The sequence below is a fragment of the Tenericutes bacterium MZ-XQ genome (assembly GCA_002838205.1).
GTDB lineage: Bacteria > Bacillota_I > Bacilli_A > Acholeplasmatales > Acholeplasmataceae > Mariniplasma.
This window is the reverse complement of record CP017950.1, coordinates 1,757,172-1,778,424: the sequence shown is the minus strand read 5'-3', so window position 1 is coordinate 1,778,424 and position 21,253 is coordinate 1,757,172. Positions and strand designations below refer to the sequence as shown.

At 30.8% G+C, this 21,253-nt stretch carries 23 protein-coding genes and 1 other annotated feature; of the genes, 15 read left to right on the top strand and 8 right to left on the bottom strand.

Annotation, left to right across the window (positions count from 1 at the left end):
- Nucleotide 1 precedes the first annotated feature (1 nt).
- Complete coding sequence (locus BK011_08860) at nt 2-928, bottom strand: hypothetical protein (GenBank protein AUD65788.1); 927 nt, start codon at nt 926-928, stop codon at nt 2-4.
- A gap of 229 nt (nt 929-1,157) precedes the next feature.
- On the bottom strand, nt 1,158-2,117 hold the full coding sequence (locus BK011_08855) for a hypothetical protein (protein AUD65787.1): 960 nt from the start codon (nt 2,115-2,117) through the stop codon (nt 1,158-1,160).
- Between the two features lie 198 nt (nt 2,118-2,315).
- Between BK011_08855 and BK011_08850 the strand changes: the two genes are divergently transcribed.
- From BK011_08850 to BK011_08820, 7 genes are all read left to right on the top strand, one after another.
- On the top strand, nt 2,316-3,143 hold the full coding sequence (locus BK011_08850; GenBank protein AUD65786.1) for a hypothetical protein: 828 nt from the start codon (nt 2,316-2,318) through the stop codon (nt 3,141-3,143).
- A gap of 37 nt (nt 3,144-3,180) precedes the next feature.
- Nucleotides 3,181-4,056 carry an ABC transporter gene (locus BK011_08845; GenBank protein AUD65785.1) on the top strand — a complete coding sequence of 292 codons (876 nt, stop codon included), beginning with the start codon at nt 3,181-3,183 and terminating at the stop codon, nt 4,054-4,056.
- Nucleotides 4,053-4,856, top strand: coding sequence for a hypothetical protein (locus tag BK011_08840; GenBank protein ID AUD65784.1), 804 nt, complete (start codon nt 4,053-4,055; stop codon nt 4,854-4,856). Before BK011_08845 ends, BK011_08840 begins: the two co-directional genes overlap by 4 nt.
- A 74-nt stretch (nt 4,857-4,930) precedes the next feature.
- Entirely contained in the window at nt 4,931-5,479 is a 549-nt protein-coding gene (locus BK011_08835) for a hypothetical protein (GenBank protein ID AUD65783.1), read from the top strand.
- A 315-nt stretch (nt 5,480-5,794) separates the two neighbouring features.
- Entirely contained in the window at nt 5,795-6,364 is a 570-nt protein-coding gene (locus BK011_08830) for a hypothetical protein (GenBank protein AUD65782.1), read from the top strand.
- Between the two features lie 3 nt (nt 6,365-6,367).
- A complete protein-coding gene (locus BK011_08825; GenBank protein AUD65781.1) occupies nt 6,368-7,465 on the top strand; it encodes a serine hydrolase in 1,098 nt (365 codons plus the stop codon).
- Between the two features lies 1 nt (nt 7,466).
- The gene (locus BK011_08820) at nt 7,467-8,501 is read left to right on the top strand and encodes a hypothetical protein (GenBank protein AUD65780.1); all 1,035 of its coding nucleotides are present in this window, start codon (nt 7,467-7,469) and stop codon (nt 8,499-8,501) included.
- A gap of 65 nt (nt 8,502-8,566) precedes the next feature.
- Here BK011_08820 and BK011_08815 read toward each other — a convergent pair whose 3' ends face one another.
- Nucleotides 8,567-9,352 carry a zinc transporter ZupT gene (locus tag BK011_08815; GenBank protein AUD65779.1) on the bottom strand — a complete coding sequence of 262 codons (786 nt, stop codon included), beginning with the start codon at nt 9,350-9,352 and terminating at the stop codon, nt 8,567-8,569.
- 158 nt (nt 9,353-9,510) lie between these two features.
- Here BK011_08815 and BK011_08810 point away from each other — a divergent pair, with 158 nt between their 5' ends.
- The 4 genes from BK011_08810 to BK011_08795 all read left to right on the top strand — a co-directional run bounded on the left by BK011_08810 (nt 9,511) and on the right by BK011_08795 (nt 12,452).
- Nucleotides 9,511-10,218: a hypothetical protein gene (locus BK011_08810; GenBank protein AUD65778.1), complete on the top strand. Its 708-nt coding sequence runs from the start codon at nt 9,511-9,513 to the stop codon at nt 10,216-10,218.
- Nucleotides 10,219-10,220: 2 nt separating this feature from the next.
- On the top strand, nt 10,221-11,060 hold the full coding sequence (locus BK011_08805; GenBank protein AUD65777.1) for a hypothetical protein: 840 nt from the start codon (nt 10,221-10,223) through the stop codon (nt 11,058-11,060).
- 85 nt (nt 11,061-11,145) lie between these two features.
- The gene (locus BK011_08800) at nt 11,146-11,559 is read left to right on the top strand and encodes a hypothetical protein (GenBank protein AUD65776.1); all 414 of its coding nucleotides are present in this window, start codon (nt 11,146-11,148) and stop codon (nt 11,557-11,559) included.
- Nucleotides 11,556-12,452, top strand: coding sequence for a hypothetical protein (locus tag BK011_08795; protein AUD65775.1), 897 nt, complete (start codon nt 11,556-11,558; stop codon nt 12,450-12,452). The genes BK011_08800 and BK011_08795 overlap by 4 nt, the downstream gene beginning before the upstream one ends.
- A gap of 6 nt (nt 12,453-12,458) precedes the next feature.
- Here BK011_08795 and BK011_08790 read toward each other — a convergent pair whose 3' ends face one another.
- The 3 genes from BK011_08790 to BK011_08780 are packed head-to-tail and all read right to left on the bottom strand — an operon-like array spanning nt 12,459 to nt 14,941.
- Nucleotides 12,459-13,016: a hypothetical protein gene (locus tag BK011_08790; protein AUD65774.1), complete on the bottom strand. Its 558-nt coding sequence runs from the start codon at nt 13,014-13,016 to the stop codon at nt 12,459-12,461.
- Nucleotides 13,017-13,020: 4 nt separating this feature from the next.
- On the bottom strand, nt 13,021-13,485 hold the full coding sequence (locus BK011_08785) for a hypothetical protein (GenBank protein AUD65773.1): 465 nt from the start codon (nt 13,483-13,485) through the stop codon (nt 13,021-13,023).
- Between the two features lie 19 nt (nt 13,486-13,504).
- Nucleotides 13,505-14,941 (bottom strand): hypothetical protein, encoded by a 1,437-nt coding sequence (locus BK011_08780; protein AUD65772.1) that lies wholly within the window; start codon nt 14,939-14,941, stop codon nt 13,505-13,507.
- Between the two features lie 99 nt (nt 14,942-15,040).
- Nucleotides 15,041-15,215, bottom strand: a binding site (cobalamin riboswitch).
- Between the two features lie 240 nt (nt 15,216-15,455).
- On the opposite strand from BK011_08780, the gene BK011_08775 reads away from it, so the two are divergent.
- The 3 genes from BK011_08775 to BK011_08765 all read left to right on the top strand — a co-directional run bounded on the left by BK011_08775 (nt 15,456) and on the right by BK011_08765 (nt 18,260).
- Nucleotides 15,456-16,790, top strand: coding sequence for a DEAD/DEAH box helicase (locus BK011_08775; GenBank protein ID AUD65771.1), 1,335 nt, complete (start codon nt 15,456-15,458; stop codon nt 16,788-16,790).
- Nucleotides 16,791-16,899: 109 nt separating this feature from the next.
- On the top strand, nt 16,900-17,523 hold the full coding sequence (locus BK011_08770; GenBank protein ID AUD65770.1) for a hypothetical protein: 624 nt from the start codon (nt 16,900-16,902) through the stop codon (nt 17,521-17,523).
- A gap of 68 nt (nt 17,524-17,591) precedes the next feature.
- Complete coding sequence (locus tag BK011_08765) at nt 17,592-18,260, top strand: hypothetical protein (protein AUD65769.1); 669 nt, start codon at nt 17,592-17,594, stop codon at nt 18,258-18,260.
- A 29-nt stretch (nt 18,261-18,289) separates the two neighbouring features.
- Here the strand turns inward: BK011_08765 and BK011_08760 are convergent, their stop codons facing one another.
- Both BK011_08760 and BK011_08755 read right to left on the bottom strand, forming a co-directional pair.
- Entirely contained in the window at nt 18,290-19,105 is an 816-nt protein-coding gene (locus tag BK011_08760) for a purine-nucleoside phosphorylase (protein AUD65768.1), read from the bottom strand.
- 2 nt (nt 19,106-19,107) lie between these two features.
- Nucleotides 19,108-19,446, bottom strand: coding sequence for a hypothetical protein (locus BK011_08755; protein ID AUD66178.1), 339 nt, complete (start codon nt 19,444-19,446; stop codon nt 19,108-19,110).
- A 155-nt stretch (nt 19,447-19,601) separates the two neighbouring features.
- Between BK011_08755 and BK011_08750 the strand changes: the two genes are divergently transcribed.
- Nucleotides 19,602-21,239 carry a hypothetical protein gene (locus BK011_08750; GenBank protein AUD65767.1) on the top strand — a complete coding sequence of 546 codons (1,638 nt, stop codon included), beginning with the start codon at nt 19,602-19,604 and terminating at the stop codon, nt 21,237-21,239.
- The last annotated feature ends 14 nt before the right edge of the window (nt 21,240-21,253 follow it).

Here is a 21,253-nt window from a genome sequence, read left to right as displayed (position 1 = left end):
GTTATTTTTCATAATAATCACTACTCACTGATTCTAGTACATCCGTAATTCCAGGATCACTTTGGAAATTTCTATAAGTGATTCTCTTTTTTATCTTTTTAACTCTTCTGTATAAATCATCAATCATAGAATTCCTGCTTTCAATAATTTGACGACTGTTAATGTGTTTTGATTTAGGCGTATGATTATATCTATAAACGAAAAAATTCATGTAATGTTGTAGATTTTTTAGACGATATCCTGCGTGCTTGAATAAGTATCTTTTTATATTGCTATGTAATGAATCTACTAAAAGTGTATTGTATTTTCCATCACATTCTCTGCGTGCATCATAATTAGGGACACTAAATTGACGCATAAATTGTTTCTGTATTACCGATCCATCATGGATAAATTTAGTCACTTCTCCAATGTTTTTTGTACATAAATCAATAAACTTTTTTGGTGAAGCGTTTCCTCTTGATGACACTTTAGCTATAGTTATTCCTTCTAAACTTATCAAAGTAATCACGCAAAGATGATTAAATGAAATCCCTCTAATCCCCTTACCATCACGTCTAACCAGTTTATATCTTTTATCACTTATTCTGACGAAAGTCTCATCTACTAGAATAGTTCCATTCAAAAATACCTCATCTTGGTAATCTCTTAAAGATTCGAAGATAAGGTATCGATAATATAAAGCTGTCTTTATATCAATGCTTAGGTTTCTTGCGATTACTTCTAAAGTTACATCATCAATCATAAATCCAATAAATCTTTTGAAGATGTAATCACTATTATTTAAGTAACTTGTTGTAGATTCGTCTTGTATAAAAGTTCCCATACAAGATTTACACTTAAATCTCGGTTTACCATTCTTAGTACGACCATGCTTGATTGTAGAATTAACTGTACCACAAAGTGAACATATTTTGAACTTGGGCATAATACTCCTTAGACCACAAAAGCGAGTATTTCACCCAACTAAGGAAAGTCGCCAAACAAACCAGGGTAAAATACTCGCTTTTGCGGTTCCTTAGTTTATTTGTTTGGCACGTTCATTATAACATTTTAGTTTTGGAAAATTCCACTCAAAATAAAAAGTTTAATATTCGCCCTTGTTAATGATTTATCAGAAAAATTTAACAACACTATGCACCAAACGTCAGCTTTTTTTAACGTATAAGCCACGATTGATATGTCTCATTTAATCTATTAAGTTTAATGTATTTTTTTAAATCAGGATTATTATCCATCATCTCTAAAAAAATTTGAAAAAACAATTGATAATCTTTGAATTTTGCATAATGCTTAACTGATGGATGTTCGATTTGCCATGGTTTTAGTCCAGCAAAATGGGTGCCATTTAAAATATCTATGTCTGGATAACCATTAAAACTAGCATATTTCAAATCAATGTTATGCCAAAACCCACTATACTTAAGTGTAAGGTATTGCATTTCTGGCCATGGAAATTTTGAAACTTGATTCATAATGTCCTTGTTCTTCATATCTGACAATATTGAATAATAATCAGTCATGCTTGGATTGATTCTACATAGACAGGTATTCACACCTAAGTTATCTTTGTTGTGATATACACGATCAGTAATCTTCTTAGGAATGATAAAACCATGTGGACACGACCGATAGATATAATGCCAATGCCATTCATACTTATTTTTATATTTTTGTTCTTTCATATATGTACCATCACTTGAGATTACACAGTGATGCTTAGATTCATTAATGATGCCTGCTGGAGCAGGTAGATCTAAAAGAGATTGATAATCACCAATGGGAAGGATATCCGCATCAGCAATCACTATTTTTTCGTAGCCTTTGTTTAAATCACCGTCTTTACCTAAACGAAGTGCTTGAAACTTTGTAAATAGGAAAGGGCGATCTTGTCGTTTATGACGATCTTCGTGATAAATGATTAAAGGAGGAACAACAATAACATCATCAAAAACTAGGCTGAGTTGTTGTTTTGCTCTATTAGAGACATCAGGAGTTATCATACAAATAATATCTGCATGTACTTTTTGTTTTCTTAAAGCATGCGCAAAAACGAGTGCTCCAGGAACATACTTGTCATTTAACATCACGAAGGTCACAAAGGCATTTTTATGCATATTGATCACTTCCTTGATTAAGTTTTTTAGTTAATTAAGAAAGTAGTAATATCCATGTCAATCTCCTTCTTTCGTGATTTTTGGCGTTTCACCAAGAATTATTTTATCATACTTATTTTTGTTTTAAAATATAAAAAATATAGAAAAATAGAAATTTTACTGTTAAACTATGTGTAGATACACAAAGGAGCAGTTAAAATGATTAAATATATCAATGATTATGAGAAAAAATACGAACAAGATCTCATTAAACATTTAAGAGGCCATAATGAAAGATTTACAGGCAAAGTTGAGTTTAAAAATTTATATGTATATATCGTAGATGAAAATGAACTCATTGGAGGTATTGCTTTATCTTGTGGATGGAACTGGGCATCGATGAGTAAAGTTCATTATAAAGATTTAGACACATTAAAGGTGCTCATTACCAATGTATGGCATCAAATCCAACATGAGTACTTAGGTATTAAGTTCTTTAGCCCAATTAAAGAAAGATATGATGATTTTATGAGTGTAGGTTTTACCCATCAAAAGAAATTAGAAAAACTCGGAGAATATGATGAGTTTTATTATGCTGTATTGACATCATATAAAGAAAGCACAAAAACGAGTTTAGAGGTGATTATAAGTGATAAACCTCATGAGATTTATCAAAAAGAACTTGATCAAAAAGAAGAAGCATTTGAAAAGAAACATAATCTCAAAGATAAAACTGACGATTTCATGTATATAGCATTAGAAGGTGATGTTTGTGTTGGTGGTGTATCTGGAGAAATATATGAAAAGACGATTTACATTTCCAGACTTGCAGTAGATCCGGCATTTAAAAACCAAAAAATCGGAAGTATGCTTATGAAGCTAGTTGAAGAGGAAGCAAAAACTAGAGGGATACAGTTTTTAGAGTTAGGAACAACAGATTTTCAGGCAAGACCTTTTTATGAAAAACTTGGATATAAGGTTGTTTTTGAAATGGATGATTATCCGAAAGGGTATAAATGTTATACGTTGTTTAAAGAATTACTATAGAGTGATATAATAGACTCAAACACATAGGAGGTTTTCTATGATAAAACTTGATGCACTAACAAAATATTACAAAAAACATGCAAGAGGGATTTTGGATGTTTCTTTAGAGATTAAAGAAGGAGAAATCTTTGGATTTATTGGTCCTAATGGAGCTGGGAAATCCACCACTGTTAGAACTTTGTTAAATCTAATTTTTCCAACAAGTGGAACAGCCAGTGTCAATGGATTAGATATCGTATCCGATACAATTGAGATTAGAAAAATGGTTGGGTATATTCCAAGTGAAGTTAATTTTTATGGGGATATGTATGTCAAAGATTTTATTGAATATTCTTGCGGATTTCACGGAGAAATCGATCAACCATTTATGGATATATTGGTTGATAAACTAGAGTTAGACTTAACAAGAAAGATCGAGGATTTATCTTTTGGAAATAAAAAGAAGGTGGCGATAGTTGCAGCACTTGCGACGCATCCTAAGATTTTGATTTTAGATGAACCAACATCTGGACTTGATCCACTTATGCAAAACATGTTTTTTCAGTTTTTAGAATCTGAGCGAAAAAATGGTACAACCATTTTCTTTTCATCACATAATTTAAGTGAAGTACAACGTATTTGTGATCGTGTAGGTATCATTAAAGAAGGGAAACTAATCAAAGTTGAAACTATTGATGATATTTTAAAAACAAGAGCTAAAAAGGTGAGAATAAAAACCCAAGATGATATTGATGTAACAGACAACATGTTAAGTGTTGAAAGATTAAATGGGTTTATTTCATTTGTATATACGGGTGATATGAAGTCGCTTATTACATTATTGGCAACACATAAAGTTGAGGATGTAACCATTACTGAACCAGCTTTAGAAGAGATCTTCATGCATTATTATGAAAGAGAGGATCTATCATGAAAAGATTAGTTGTCACTGAATTCAAAAGAAATTTCAAGAGTTTAATATTATGGGCATCGATTGTTGCGGGTATGGCTGCGCTTATGTTACTGTTATATCCTGCATTTAAAGATGCATTTTCTCAGTTAGAAGAATTACTTAGTGTCTATCCAGAAGAGTTTTTAGAAGCCTTTGGTATGGGAGAAGGCGGACTTGATATGAGTGATTTTTATGGATGGTTTGGTGTTGAGGGCTATTTATTTGTTAATTTAATTGGTGGTAGTTATGCAGCAATACTAGGTGGCTCAATTCTTTCAAAAGAAGAAGATGATAAGACTGTTGAGTTTTTATTATCAAAACCAATTAGTAGAGACCGTATTTTGGTTGGTAAAGGATTAGTGGTTGCGCTCAATTTATTTTTACTCAATACACTTGTATGTATCGTATTACTCATTGCATTTAGTATCTATGGTGATTTAAATGTTGTTGTATGGTTGCTTTTCTCTTATGCACCATTTATTTTACAAATGATCTTTGCAAGCTTGTCATTTTTAATCAGTGTGTTTGTCACTAAGTCAAGAAAAGTATTAAGTATTGCTTTAGGTATAGTAATTGGAATGTATGTGATAGATTTGATTAGTAAACTGACAGAAGAGTTTGAATATTTAAAATATATCACACCTTATGAGTATATTAATGCAGTGACTATTGTTAATGATGAAATGATTAAACCTTTATATTTACTTATCTCTATACTTATTATTGGTGTATCTTTTGGATTTGCTTGGTTCTTTTATAGAAAAAAGGATATTACTGCATAGATATGATGAATTTAAAAGAAAGATATTTAAAAAGTCCCTGTAAAACTCTATCTATACCCTACTGGAAACATTTGATGATTGGGAAGCATCCCGGGATAGACATCTATCATTTTGAAGATCAAGTAGATTTAAGTATATACAAAAGCGTAGATAAATTCTTTAGAATGATTCATCATTTAGATGACACGTATGAAAAATCGAATAAGGTTTTAGAGATAAATATAGAAAAAGATATAGAAGTCATAGTCAAGCATATCAATCAATGTTATCATCATGAGAATATTAAAGTATCTGCAAAAGATATCGAAAGGTGGAAATCAACTTCAGTCTTTTATCCAAAAGCTTGGATAAAAATTGAAGAAAATCAAAACATCATAGCCAGTGGTATTGCTGATTTTGATGAAGATTTAAAAGAAGGCATTATCGAATGGATACAGGTGGATCCTAAGTATCAAGGATTAGGCTATGGCAGAGAAATTTTGAAAAGTTTAATCGCAATCCTACAAGAAAAAGCAGATTTCATTACTGTATCTGGACATCTAGATAACGAAAAAAATCCTAAAGTATTATATGAAAAATTAGGATTTAGAGGTAATGATGTGTGGCTCATTTGTTATAAGTAAGCAACTCTTTATAAAGGGTTGCTTTTTTGTTAAAAAAAAACTGACGTTTGGTGTGAAAAGTTGACATAGCGGATGCTTTCACAATATTTTCTTTGATTTATTGGTTTTACAACGCTATTTTTGTTGAGCATCGTATATATTTAAGTTAACTCATTATTTTTTTAAAACACCGTAGAGATTTAATAGCCTTGTAAAAGTATAATAAGGATTTCCATCAACTTTTTTCACCAAACGTCAGAAAAAAAATTGAAAAAAAGTTGACAAAAAATGAAAAATGTATTAATATATAACATGTGTTATACATGGAGGTGTAAGATGCCATTTGAATCTAAATTTACTAAAGAAGAAATCATCGATGCAGCATTTGAAATTGCTAAAGAAAAAGGCTTTTCAGCGATTACTGCAAGAACAGTTGCAAAAAAAATAAAGGGATCGGTAGCTCCGATATACTTTAATTTCGAAAACATCCAAGAACTGATTGATGCTGTAGTAGAAAAAGTTTTTGCAATCTCTAAAGATATCTTAAGAGAGCAACAAACATCCAATTTGTATGAAAGCATAGGTAGAGCAGGTTTTGTTTTTGCAGATCGATATCCAGTATTTTTTAGAGAACTTATCTTAAATCCAAATCCTTATATTGGTTCTTATGAAAGCACGGAAAATCAAATGATTGAAAGTTTAAAAGATGATCCTCTTGTATCAAAATTATCCATGAAAGAGCGTAAGATACTAATTTTAAAAATGAAAGCTTTACAAATAGGGTTTCAAACATTAGTCGCTAATGAACAATTACCAAGTTTCATCACAAAAGATGAGATGCAAGAGTTATATATTGAGTTAGGTCACGATCTTGCTCAACTACAAATATTAAAAAAGAGGAGTTAGTTTATGCAGGAGTTTTTCAAATCTGGATTTACAAAAATAACTGATGGCATGATCAATCATAAAGCAGTTTATGGAGCGATATTTAATGTTGAGAGTGAAGAAAATCACTTATCGATGCTTGGATCATCTGGAAATTTAAACAAGGATGATTACTACTACATTGCTAGTGTGACCAAACTGTATGTTACAGCAATGATCATAATCCTTAGAAACTTAAATAAATTAAGTCTTGATGATTCAATCACATCTTTTTTTCGTAAGGATGAACTCAAAAGATTGCATGTGCTTAGAGATGTTGATTACACAGAGTTCATTACGATTAGACACTTATTATGTAACCAGTCAGGCTTAAAAGATTACTATTATTATGATGTCTCGGGTTCTAAAGCTGTTGATGAGTTGGAACAAAAAGATACAGCTTGGACATTTATAAAAGCAATGGATAGAGTTAAAACATTAAAACCATTGTTTAAACCAGGACAGGCAAAAAAAGTGAATTACTCAGATACTAACTTTAAAATATTAGGACAAATCATAGAGCATGTTACAGATATGTCTATTGATCAAGTATTTGAGCAATACTTATTTAAACCTTTGGATTTAAAACATACTTTTGTTTTTAAAGAGGATTCAAAAAAAGACATAGCTCCAATTTATTTTAAAACCAGAAAAATAAACATACCTAAATATATGGCTAGTGTTCCAGCAGAAGGTGGTATTGTTGCAAAAGCTAGTGATGTCATGGTTTTTATCAAAGCATTCTTTAATGGCTTTTACTTCCCAAAAGAACAAGTTCAAGAATTAAAACAAAATTATCGAATGATTTTCTTTCCTGGACAATTCTATTTTGGAACAGGTATGGAAAAGTTATGGGTTCCGAGATTTATGTCATTAAAATTTCCGATAAAAAATGTTTTAGGCTTTTGGGGGCAAACTGGAGCCTTCGCATTTTATGATGAAGATACAAAACTTTATTTCACAGGTACAATCAATCAAACAAGCGGATTTGGCCATGGTCAAGCATTTAAAGCGATAATAAAGATGATAAAAATGTATAGAAAAGAGTTTAAAGCTGCGAATAGTTTTAATAAGGAGAATTGAAATGAAAATATATGATCAGTATTTTGACAAAGTTAAGAATAAAGTTCCAACACTTCAAATTTATATGGAAAGCCCTAGGAAAAATCTGGTGTATCAATATGCAGATACATATAAAGATCAAAGATACCACAGCGCAAGTATTGGAAAGCTTTTTTGTGCAACCCTTGTTTTTATGGCAATTGAAGAAAAACTATGTAGCTTAGAGACGAAAATAAGTAACGTATTAGAGTCAAAAATATTAGAAAATCTATTTGTATATAAAGATATAGATTATAAAAATCAAGTAATTATAAAGCAATTGTTAAACCATACATCTGGAGTTAATGATTACTTCGAGGGTAAAACCATAAATCATCGTCATTTTCTTAATGAGGTTATGAGTGATAAAGACCATATTTATACACCATTAGAATTAATTGATTTTACAAGAAAAAATCAAAAAGCTGTTGGTTATCCAGGTAAAAAAATGTTATATACCGATACTGGTTATGTACTTCTAGGACTCATATTAGAAAGTCTATATCAAAAACCATATGCAGATATTTTAAAAGAAAAAATAATTATACCTTTTGGATTAAAAGACACTGCTTTGGCGTTTTATGACGAGAACTATGATAGACATTCGCTTGCACCTCTTGTTTTCAAAGGTCAAGATACCCATCTTTATAATAGTTTAAGTTGTGATTATTCTGGTGGAGGATTACAGACAACAACAAAAGATTTAGCGATCTTTCTAAAACACCTTTTTTCAAATGATTTAATATCTCAAGAATCACTTGATCAAATGATGGATGCAAAACAGTCATTTCACGGCATCATGAGATATGGACTCGGAATGATTGAAATCGATTTTAAACGCTTAGTGCCATGGATGAGAAACTATCCTAAACTTTATGGAGGATTAGGCTTTTCAAGTTGTCATGCATTCTATGATCCAGTCTATAAAGATGTATATGTCATTAATTTAGGTACACCAAAAACGAGAAGACTTAGTTTTCAAATATTAGTCAAAATGGCTAAATGGTTAAATGACTAAGCATTTCACTAATGATAATAAGCAAAAAGGCCAGATGAAAATGGCCTTTTGTTTTATAAAGATTGTTACAGTAATATTAAGCTTAATGCCATAATCATCATACCAGTAACTAAACCGATAATCGATAAATGATGTTTCCCATACTTCTCAGCAGATGGAAGTAGTTCATCTAGTGAGATGTAGATCATAATCCCAGCCACAGCAGCAAATAAGAAACCAAAAGTCGTATCGTTAAAGACAGATCTTAATAATACAAAACCAATCACTGCACCTAGTGGCTCAGCAAGTCCTGAGAAAAATGTCCAAAACATCGCTTTTTTCTTTGATCCAGTCGCATGATAAATTGGAATTGCAACCGCAATACCTTCAGGAATATTATGAATCGCAATCGCAACCGCAATACTAATACCTAATTCAGCATCAGAGATGGTTGCTACAAAAGTAGCTAATCCTTCAGGGAAATTATGAATTGCAATCGCAAGTGCAGTAAATAACCCCATTCTAAGCAGTGTTTTTCTTTTAGATTCATCATCACCTTGTCCTTGAAGTTCATGAGGATTACTTTCTTTAGGAATCAAGAAGTCAATCAATGCGATTAATCCAATACCTAAGAAAAATGCGATTGTAGTATATAAATAAGCTCTGTCTTCTGAAAAGACTTGAGAAAGAGCATCTAAAGCTTTTGGGAAAATATCTACAAATGAAACATATATCATAACTCCTGCACTCAAACCTAAGGCAAATGAAAGGAAGTTTGTGTTTGTTCTTTTCCTAAATGCGAAAAAACTACCGATACCCGTAGATAAACCAGCAAATAAGGTGACTAAAAATGCTAATAATAAATTGTCCATGATGGCCTCCTATAAATTAAGGTATACCTTAATGTATATATAAGTATAACAATAAATATTTGAAATGTCAAAGCAAATACTATAACCAAATACAGGGTATATTTTTTTAGACTGTTGTGTTAAAATAAAATAAAATTACAAGGATTAAAGAGGTATATATGGTAGAAATATTTGGGTGGCAACATTTACTTTATGTTGCGCTAGCTATATTGTTTGGAGTTTTAAGTTATTTGTTGATTTATAAAAGACTTAAAACAGAAGAACAGCTATATAAACTTATCCGTTTATTATCTGCTGTTTTGCTTTTTTTAATTCTATTTAACCGAGTAACAGTTGTATTATTACTTGAGGATGGTGATTGGCTTAGATTCTTACCATATAGCTATTGTGGTATTTCATCATTAGCAATTTCTATCGGTGGACTTATTTTTAAAAAAGACCATCCATGGTTTCATGCAACGATATATGTAGGCTTTGTTGGGGCAACCTTGACACTAATATATCCAGATTTTTTGGTTCAAGATGACTCGTTTTTCTTTTTGCCAACAATTACTGGATTGTTACACCATACAATGATGTTATTTTTGATTATTGTGATGATCGGTACACAATTTGTTAAACCAGATTTGAAAAAATATTATCTACTAGCTATTGGTATTATGGGATATTTAACCATCGGTATATTCTTGATTGCAAAACTTGGATATCCAGATGCAATGTATATATACGAACCAGCTCTAGCGGGAACTATATTTGATTTTATTGGGTTTGGCTATTTGCTATTCCCAACACATTTTATTTTCCTATGGTTATGGACAAAATATAAACACAAATTAAAGTTGATAGAAGTTAAGTCATGGAGGTAGGCATGAAACATCAAATACTATTTATTGAAGGGTTACCAGGAAGTGGTAAAACAACATATGCAAGAAAATTAAAAGCCCATTATGAGTCTAAAGGTATAAAAGTCATTCAATATTCAGAAGGTGATCTACATCCAATATCTCTTGCGTGGTGTACATATACAGACAAAGAAACATATGAAGCAATCATAAAAAAATACCCATTATTCAAAGATGAAATCATCAAGCATACAAGAATTGAAGACGATGTTTACATGATTGCTTATACAAAAATAAGGCATGAAAAAATTACAAATGCGTTTTATGATGATTTAAAAAGATATGAAATATATAGAGAAGATAACTTAGAAACATTTAAAAAAGCTTATCAAAAGAAGTACACCTATTTTTTAAATCATCATGAAGAGCATGTTTTATATATTTTTGAGTGCGTATTTTTACAAAATCATATCAATGAGCTTATCTTAAACCAAAATATGAATCCAAATGAAATCATTGCTTATTTTGTTAAACTCATGAGTCCATTACTAGATATGAATCCAATGATGTTTTACATTTATCAAGATCACATTGAACAAACACTAGATAAAACCATTGAAGAAAGAAGAACTGATGATCCAAGTAAATATAGAGATTGGATTGATGAAGTTGTTTTATATTTAGAACGCACTAAATTTGGGAAAGAACTTGGGTTTTTAGGAAAAGAAGGTATGTTGGCATATGAAGAATATCGCCAACATATAGAACAAGAGATTATGAAATCTATAAAGATTGATTATCATGTATTTCATTTAGATCATGATTATGACAAAGTTTTTGAAAAAATGAAGTCCGTGAACATATAAATATAGTTTTATGATATATATTGATTCAAAGGATTTAATCTTAGAATTGCTATAAAAAAATTATCATTACAATTAAGGAGAAATTATGAAAGACATCATCAGGAAGATGGTTGATGACCATCAAGCAAAAACAATCATTAGTTATATCGACGAAAAGGGATTTCCAGTAAGTAAAGCCATGCTTAAACCTAGATTAGTAGAACAAGAGCATTTTTTTTATTTTTCAACAAACACATCTTCAAACAAAGTTAAATCTTTTCAAAAAAATCAGATTGGTAGCATTTATATGTATAATCCAAGTACTTTTACAGGTATTTCTTTAATTGGAAAAGTAGAAGTATTAGATGACATTGATATTAAAACCAGAATTTGGTTAAACGGTGATGAACAGTTTTATCATTTAGGCATCAATGATCAAGATTATTGTGTTTTAAAGTTTACAGTAACACATGGAAGAGCTTATATAGCTAATAGAAATCAAGATTTTCAATTATCATGAGAAATGATGATATATTAAGGAAACTTATTGAAGATGGATATGGAATAGATATCAATCATATAGAACTATTTCGAGATATGATTGGTAGAGTTTATCTGATTAAGACTCAAGAGCAGACATATATGTTTAAAATCTATCGTAAAAACAATACTGCTTCTGCATTAGTATCTTTAAATGTTATGAGATATATAGATGAACATAAAGGTCCAGTACCTAAGGTTTATCTAACTTTATTAAAAGAACCATATGTCGTTATTGATGATGAGATTGGTATTCTATATGAATATATAAATGGCGAGCAAGCCGAAAAAGTAAAGCACGAAAAACTAATTTTACAGTCCATCTTTGAAATACACCAAATCATGAAATCATACCCATATGAGTTAACAATTAGAGATCACTCATTTTTTATTGATCGATATATCCATCTTTTAAAGGAAGTATCGTTTAACAATCAAAGATTAATGGAAATGAAAATGTTAGGTGCTTACTTTTTTAATGTGGTAGATAGCTTAGATAAGGGTTTTTATCATGGAGATATGCATACAGGAAATATCATCATCAATAAAGATCATCGAGCGATCATATTTGATTTTGATGCTTGTGGCATATTAAGTCCTCTTGTGGATTACATTACATTTTTTGATCAAACTCATTTTAATCAATTTCATGAAGTTGATTTAATGAAAACAATAGACATATTAAAGCAGCAAAATTTTATAGATTCAAAATTGATTAAACATATGTTAGCAATGATACCCGTTAGACATTTTGAGATTATTGCAACTATTTTTGATGCTCAAGGTTTAGATGATCAAGCAGAGACATTTTTTGAAGAGCAGTATCATTGGATGATGGCATTTTATAAATCATATCAAAATATTAAGGTATAAAAAAACTCAGCTGGTTGCTGAGTTTTTCTCTATATGTCTATGATGTGTTTGATCGAGTTGATGAATCAATGCTTTTTTTAGTGGTTCATATAACCACAAGATTGATAACATATTTGAAATCGCCATAATGATTTCAAATGGGATATCCCATATTAAATAAGGTAAGAATGGACTATCTAAAAACCATACAGTAAACGGAATAAATATCCAACCATAGATGAATCCATAAACAAAACCAAATATTGAAAGTGATATTGCGGAATTAAGTTTTTTCAGTAGGGTAGTCAGTAAGATAGGAATCAGTATCCAAGCCAAATACATCGCTGGCATCAGTACAGGGGATACAGGACCCATGGGTGAAAACAGATTTACCGCAATCACATGAATGGTTACAATCAATGCAGTTTTCTTAAATCCTAAGACTCTTGTATATAAAACTACTAAAAGAATAGAAAACTGAACGTTTGGAATAAAAGATAGTGCCAGTTGCTGCACAAAAAGAATGGATGCTGCAACCACGACAATGGTTAAGTCTTTAATTGTCTTTTTTTGTGTTATTTTCATTCATTTACCTCGCATCATCCACAAGAATTCTAATCTTATCTATGTTTTCAAGCTGAATCATATCAAATCCTTGATTGGCATCGATGTAAGTTTCTCCATCGTAAACCTCTATGTTTAAGAAAGTGTTGTCCCAGTCAGTCATAATCTCAAAACTTTCAGATTTAATACCTAAAATCACATGATTTTCTTGACCCATTACATTGAAAGTGAATGAGCAAGTGTTATCTGGTTGATAAAATTGATTTGCACATGTCAGTGTGAAGCGTTCATTTAAAATTTCAAAAAATGATTCATTTTCTTCATAAGGAAGAATCTCATGAAACAAAACTTCTTGATCTTCATTCATAATGATAAGTTCAATGTCTCCCGCTTCATGAATTAAATCTCTATCAAATACAAATTCTATAATTAAAAAACCAAAAAGGAGGACCGCAACAGTTAATATAAGTTTGATAACAATTGGTTTCATAAAAGTCCTCCTTTTTTATTTAGTCTAAATCAAATAAATGTGTTGCTGGAAATCCCCAAATATCTCTTGATAGTTTATAAGCAACTAATGCACTGAATGCTTGAGGTGTTGAAAACATCAAATCAGGATTTTCATCAGTGATCATCCATTTAAAACCACCATTGAGTTCATAAGCCATTAAAGCTTCTACAAGACCAATAGTGTTTGTTTGATAAGCTTCATCTTGTGGATTGATACCTTGAGCAACCAATCCCAAAATAAGTTGTGCTGTAGAAGATGCGTTAGCATTACCCCAAGAAACAATGCCATCTTCTGATAAAGTCGTTTCGATATACGTATATGAACTTGTCATGTAAGTATCAAAACCATCTAAAGCTTCATAACCATATAATGCAGTATAAGACATACCGATAAAATCAGGATCTTCTAATGTATGATTAATGAGTGATAAAGCTGCATCTTGATCAGTCTCGCCAAGCATTGATAATGCTTGAAGGTATGAAGTAAGTTCATAAGCATTTGTCACATCTAGTGTGAGTAAATGATCTTTTAAAGGTGTTGTATCTAGATGCTCAATTGTCATATAAATTGCAAGTTTCATAAGATTGCCAACAGATAAATCTGCAAATGATTCTTGCGTGATTGATATATTTTCATATGTATATCGTGAAGTGACATCTAAATCGATATAATTTCTCATATTAAGTTGATAAACTGCGGATAAGACATTGTAATCTACAGCACTATCAGTGATGTATGTATCCATATGTGTTTCAATAAAATCATATATAAAATCATCAACTTGTTGGTCAAATGCTGATAATGTAGAAGTTTCTACAAATTCAATGGTCATATCATCTTCATAAACAACTTGATCAAGTCCAGTCATAATCGGAGTGCCATCAACGATGATTTGATAATAATAGTTATAGCTTGCGCCATACTCTTTTGGATAATGACCACCAACACCATGTATCATTGTCCCAAAATCAAAGACAGTATAATCTAATTCAACAACAGCATCAATCAGTTCAATGATTGGTGTTTCGTTAGAAGCATCAAATTCAATGGTTTCATTCATCAGTGTGCTTCCTTCTAAATCTAGAAGAGATACATAAAAAGCATCTACTTCAGGATTATTGACAGTAACTTTAATGGTTACTGATTCTAAATTACCTGCTTCATCTTCTGCAGAATAGATGACATCGTAAATGCCTGCTTCAGTTAAAATCACAGCTGATGCGTCCACAGTGACAGTGACATTTCCATCGACATCATCTGTTGCAGTTACACCATCTAACCAATTTGGCGCTTCATCTCCTAAAGTTAAAACCATATCTTCCATGCCACTGATTACAGGTTTAACAGTATCAGTAACCTCTTGTTCTTCATCTTGACACCCAGCAAGTGTAAGAACACTCAAAACAACAAGCAGTAAAACTAAGGTCTTTTTCATCTTTAATCTCCTCTTTTTTTGTATAAAAAAACCATGTCACTGGGACATGGCAAATAACAAAAAAGAAGTTATTTACACTCTTTAATCCCAGAAGACTGTTACTCATTCGAATGTATTGGTAGGTCTACCGGCTAAACTTCATCCTACTATGCACCTTCCCGCTATAAGCAGTGGTTATTTGCATTTCGTCTGTATCACGGTTGCTGGGACAGCTCAAGCATTTAACTTGATTCCCTGTTATGTATAAAAATACACCAACAATTCTTATTAAGTTAATTTCATTATAAAGGAAATTTCTTCATTATGCAATGTGTTTTTTAAGTAAATCAAACAATTGTAAATTATTCATTTCTATGATATGATAAGTATGCTTCTAAATACAAAGAACAAGAAGCTATAGTTATATACCGCAAACTTAACAAAGAAGTTTAAAAGCGTTGTTTAGCTCTATCACAACGCTTTTTTTTATGGAATAAAGCAAATTATTCATTAAAAGCGGACACAAGGAGAAAAAATGTCATTTAAAAATTTAGGAATTATCCCAGAAATACTTAAAGCAGTTGAACAAGAAGGTTATGATATACCTTCGCCGATTCAAGAGCAGGCGATCCCTGTGCTTTTGAAGCAAAAAGATGTACTAGCAAGTGCGCAAACAGGTACTGGTAAAACTGCAGCTTTTTCTATACCAATCATTCAGGGACTTTATGAAGACAAGCTACCATATGATAAAAAATATATTAGAGCTTTAATTTTAGCACCAACAAGAGAGTTGGCAGAGCAAATCAAAGATAGCTTTAGAGGGTACTCAAGACATATGGGTTTGAAAACAGAAGTGATTTATGGCGGGGTATCACAAAGAAGTCAAGAAGTAGCCATAAGAAAAGGTGTGGATATATTAGTTGCTACACCAGGTAGATTATTAGACTTAATAAACCAAGGTTTAGTTAAACTCGATTTTGTGAAGTATTTGGTTTTAGATGAAGCAGATCATATGCTAGATATGGGCTTTATCAAAGATGTGAGAAAAATTGTGTCATTTGTAAAAAACATGCATCAAACGATGATGTTTTCTGCAACATTACCAAAAGAGATATTATCATTTGCTAATGAGCTTTTAACCAATCCAATCAGAATAGAAATCACACCACCAGAAGCAATGTTAGATATTATAGATCATAGCCTATATTTTGTAACGAAAAAAGATAAGACACGTTTATTAATTGACTTACTCGTCGATCCAAAAATGAAATCTGTTTTAGTTTTTACAAGAACAAAGCATGGTGCAAATAAGTTAGTTAAAGAATTACTATCCTATGGTGTTAAAGCTGATGCTATTCATGGTAATAAATCACAAAATATGAGACAAAAAGCTTTAAACAACTTCAAAGCTAAACAGTTAAGAGTGTTAGTTGCTACTGATATCGCTGCACGTGGCATTGATGTAGATGAGTTATCTCATGTGATCAATTATGATCTACCTGAATCTCCAGAAACTTATGTGCATAGAATTGGGAGAACGGGTAGAGCTAAAAAAACAGGAGTAGCTATCTCATTTTGTTCTCAAGATGAAGCGCATTTATTAAAAGCAATCGAAAAAACTAATCAGATTCAAATACCTGTAATCACAGATCAACCCTTTCATACGACTATTAGGGTTAATGAGACTAAAAACGAGTTAAAAATCATTAAAACTCAGCAAGTCTCTCAATCAAGACGGGGATCAAAAAACACAAGAAAAAAATCATTTTCAGACGATAAGTATAAAAAAGAATCATCGTATAAAAAAACGAAATCGAAAAAGAAATATGATGAAAAGTTTTCAAAATCTAGGTCATCGAAAAAATATTAAGCAATATTTTTAAAAGTTTTTTATATGAATTGACAATAACTCATCTTAGATGATATTATTTTCATAGTAAACATTATTTTTAATGTTGGAAATGAAGAGGATAAAAAGAATGAAGATATCAGTTGGAGGTATGATTGCCTCAGGAAAATCAACATTGGTTAAACGATTAGGAGAAGCATTAAACATTCCCGTAATGGAAGAGTTTGAAAAAGATGATGAAGTCTTTAATACATTATTAAAATGGCTTTATGAACAAAAAAATGATGTAGAGATGCTGCTTCAAATTTATTTTATTCATAATCATTGGCTGAACCAACAAAAATATAATGGTAATTTTATCGTTGATCGTGATTTAGTTGAACACTGGCTATTTGCTCAACACAACCTAAAAAAAATGCCTACGATTATGAACATGTATAACGGTGTGTTTCATGCATATATGAATCAAATCAAGAAACCTGATATATATATCATTTTAGATGTTGATTGGGAAAACTTTAGAGACCGAGTTTTATCGAGAGGTAGAGAACAAGAAATCGAAAACTTTGATAAAAACGAAGCCTACTTCAAGAGTTTGTTAAAAGATTATGTGACAAAAATAACTGCACAATGCTCAGTGTATGATATTCCATATGTGATCTTAAATACTTCTGGTAAAACAGAAGATGAAGTATTTGAAATGAGTTTGGTTGAAATTAAAAAAGTTCAAGATCAAAAAACCTCTTTAGTTTAAGAGGTTTTTTTATTGTTTAAACTGATTATATAGACTATAATATAGTTAACTCACATGGAGGTAGATTCATGAACGTTTATGGCTTGTTATTAAGCATATCATTAATCATCGTCTCTTTTTTGCTGCTTAATATAAGAAAGAAACGTCAAGTACTATGGTTGATTAGTATCATTATGCTTATCTATAAAGTAGTTGAATACATGGTTTATTTCTATAGAGGAGAATTAACGAAAATACCGATTGAATACTCAGCAATCGCTTATTTTATATTTTCCATCGTGATTGTCTTTAAAATAAAACGGTTTTATGGTTTAGCTGGATTTGTAGCATGCTTGTCAGGTTTTGGATACTTAATTGCGTTTCCATTCATGGGTGATGGGTCATTTATCAATCATGGAGTATATTTAACGATTGCAGCACTAATCAACCATCTATTTTTATTTTTGGGAAGTTTATTTTTAATGACCTTTCATAACTATAAAAAAAGTGATATGAAATTGATTATGTATTATACTTTGTTTTATACAATCTATGTTGTAGTCATTAGTTATGCAATTACATTTGATCCATCAAATTTCATTGTATTACTACTAGATTTAAATAATAGAGTCTCAGGAAGGATTCTAAGTTTTGTTCAAGTCTTTAACATTGTTGTTTTATTTGTTTTATACTATTGGGTAATTAAGATATATGCGTTTCTTAATTTTATTGTGTTTAAGAAATATCAAATCACATAAGTAAAAAAACACCTTGAAAAAGGTGTTTTCTATATACTTTTGATAATATGTATGATTAATTTTGAAAATGATGCATTTGCCTTTCCTGCAACTTCAATGACTTCATCATGAGTTAGCTTTTGATCAAGAATTCCTGAAGCCATATTCGTCAAACAAGAAATCCCTAAAACTTTCATGTTCATGTGAGATGCGACTAAGCTTTCAGGAACAGTGGACATACCAACTGCATCAGCACCTAAAGTTCTAATCATCTTTATTTCTGCTGGTGTCTCATATGAAGGTCCAGTCCACCAGGCATAAACACCTTGGTTGACTTTAATATTTAGATCCAAGGCTACTTTTAAAGCAAGCTCTCTTAAAGATTTTGTATATATTTCAGAGGCATCTGGAAATCTAGGACCAAGCTCTGCAATGTTTTCTCCAATTAATGGATTATTTCCTGTTAAGTTTAAGTGATCAGTAATCAACATAAGTTCACCTGGATTAAAAGATTTATTCACTGCACCACAACTGTTTGTGATGATCAATGTTTCTACACCAAGTAGTTTTAAAACTCTAACAGGAAACGTTACTTCACTTAATGTATGACCTTCATAATAATGATATCTACCCTTGAGTGCAATCACATAAATTCCTTCTAAGTATCCAGCAGCTATCACACCTTGATGTCCAACTGCAGAAGTAGTTTTAAAGTAAGGTATATTAGAAAATGGTATTTCAGTGACGTCAGTCATTTGATCGACTAAATTTCCTAATCCCGATCCTAAAATCATACCTATGCATGGTTTTTGTTTTAATTTTGGTTCAATGTAATCTTTTGCTTCAAGCATCTTTTGATAATCCATGATTATAATCCTCTTTTTTTGTCTAATTTGTATAGTGCTAAGTCTATGATGATACCGTATATAAATCCAGCTAAAAAGCTGATTAAATCTTGATGACCTGTGGTTGCATAAAAGGCATATGAAATCAAACCACCTAAAATAAACCCTCGTAGTATTGTAAATTTGATCGTTTTAGCTCTACCTAAAATACCAATCACTAATCCCATAAGTACTCTGTTATACCAAAGTGAAAACAAGTATACCGGATCATTTTGATTAGGCATACGAAGATATGCTCCGCCGATGCAGACAAGACCTAAAATAGCACCTATGATAAGACCGCTAATTACTCTTTTTTTCAAAACCATCAACTCCCTAATCTAAGTATTAAAATTATACCATTTTTTTCATCATATTTATAGATTAGTGAGTTGCACTCGATAAACTCATCATTATAAGTTTCATTTTATCTTGATCTTATGTATAATGAAAATAAAAAGGTAAGGGCTCTGTTTAAATGGAAAAGCTAGATTTTATAAATAAGATTCCAAAAGAAAATGTTTATGCAGTATTTCATCATATTGTTATGGATGACAGTGACTATGATAAGATAACTAGAAAAAAGATGGTGTTTAGATTATATCAAGAACTAAACACAAATAAGGACCATTTGTATGGATATGTGAGACCAGAAATCTATCAATTTTTAAAAAAATTGCTTAATCGAGAGATTGAATTTAAGCATTTCACATTAAAAGATCATCGTATGGCCCAAGAAGCAGTTGACATGTTTTTGCTTTACTATAATGAAGATTTGAGAACTTATAAAGTTCCAGACGCCTTAGAGCATTTAATTAAGAAGAAAGAAATTACAAAATTAGATTATGAGTTAGAGGACATTTATTATTTTATTAAAGGAGTTATGCAAGTTAGAGGAGCAATTGATAAAAACAATCTTTCAAATATATATTCACAACTTAAGCCAAATGACATAGAGTTAAGTTTTGAAGAAGCTCTTTATTTCTTGCCAAAGCTCTTTATCGATCTATATGAAGACTATTTAAGTGAAGAAATTGAGTTTGTCATTCCAGAGTTTTATCATAGTGGAGAAGTATATAGGGATTATCATCCTGTCTATCCATACACTTTTGAAATGTATAAATCAATTGGGAAAAATGGGCTAAACTTATTAGAACCAACACAAAATGCTTTTTATGATATCCTTAAAAAGAACGCAAAAGACGACGGATTTTCACTTGAATATTTAATCAGGGACTTACATTTTGCGAATAATGATTTTACTGAGTTTTCCTTTAAACATATTATAAATAGGATTTTGGATATTATTGGTGATATCGATCAAACTATAAAATTATACAATAGTGTTATTGTGAAACTACCAAGATGGATATTTAAAGGAGATCCTATTGAAGTTGTTGATAGAGATTTGATAGAAAAATTAAATGATAAAAATTTCAAAAATGATTTCTATAATGAATATGTAAAAGAAGTACTTAAATGTCCATGTGGAAGTAATAAAAATATCGAAGACTGTTGTGCAAACGAAGATGTTTTGGTTAATAATCAAGCTATTCTTCATCCTGAACGTGGAGATTTATTCTATGAGGTTTATTATGATTTACTATACTTAGTTAATGAAAAATATAGAGTCGTCAAACATTATAAAGATCCTCTTAAAGTATTTGATCAATTAGATGATAACACATATTTTAAATTAAGAGATTTGTTGTATGAAGACAATGAAATTTTCACAATTTATCAAGAACGATACAAAATGGATGAAGATTCAAGAGATATTTTTGATGGTATAAAAAGTGCATATGATATAGAAGGTATTGCGATCACATACGAAGATCAAAAATTAGTAGTCATGGATATCAAAAACCATGTGATTTTACATATTTCTGGTATTATTTCTGGTATTTCTTTAAATTTGGATTCAAGAGATTTTCCAATGATTATAAAGTTTAAGTTAGTTCCATTGTCAGATGTATTAACATATTTGGTTCATATTAACCCGTTTAACGTGACGATTGGATCAACTATGAAAAAAACTATATATCATGAAACAAAGGAAATGCCAATTGCTAAAAATAGAAAAGATATACTAAAAATTATTAGATCAGAAGCTTAAAAAGGATGTGGCAA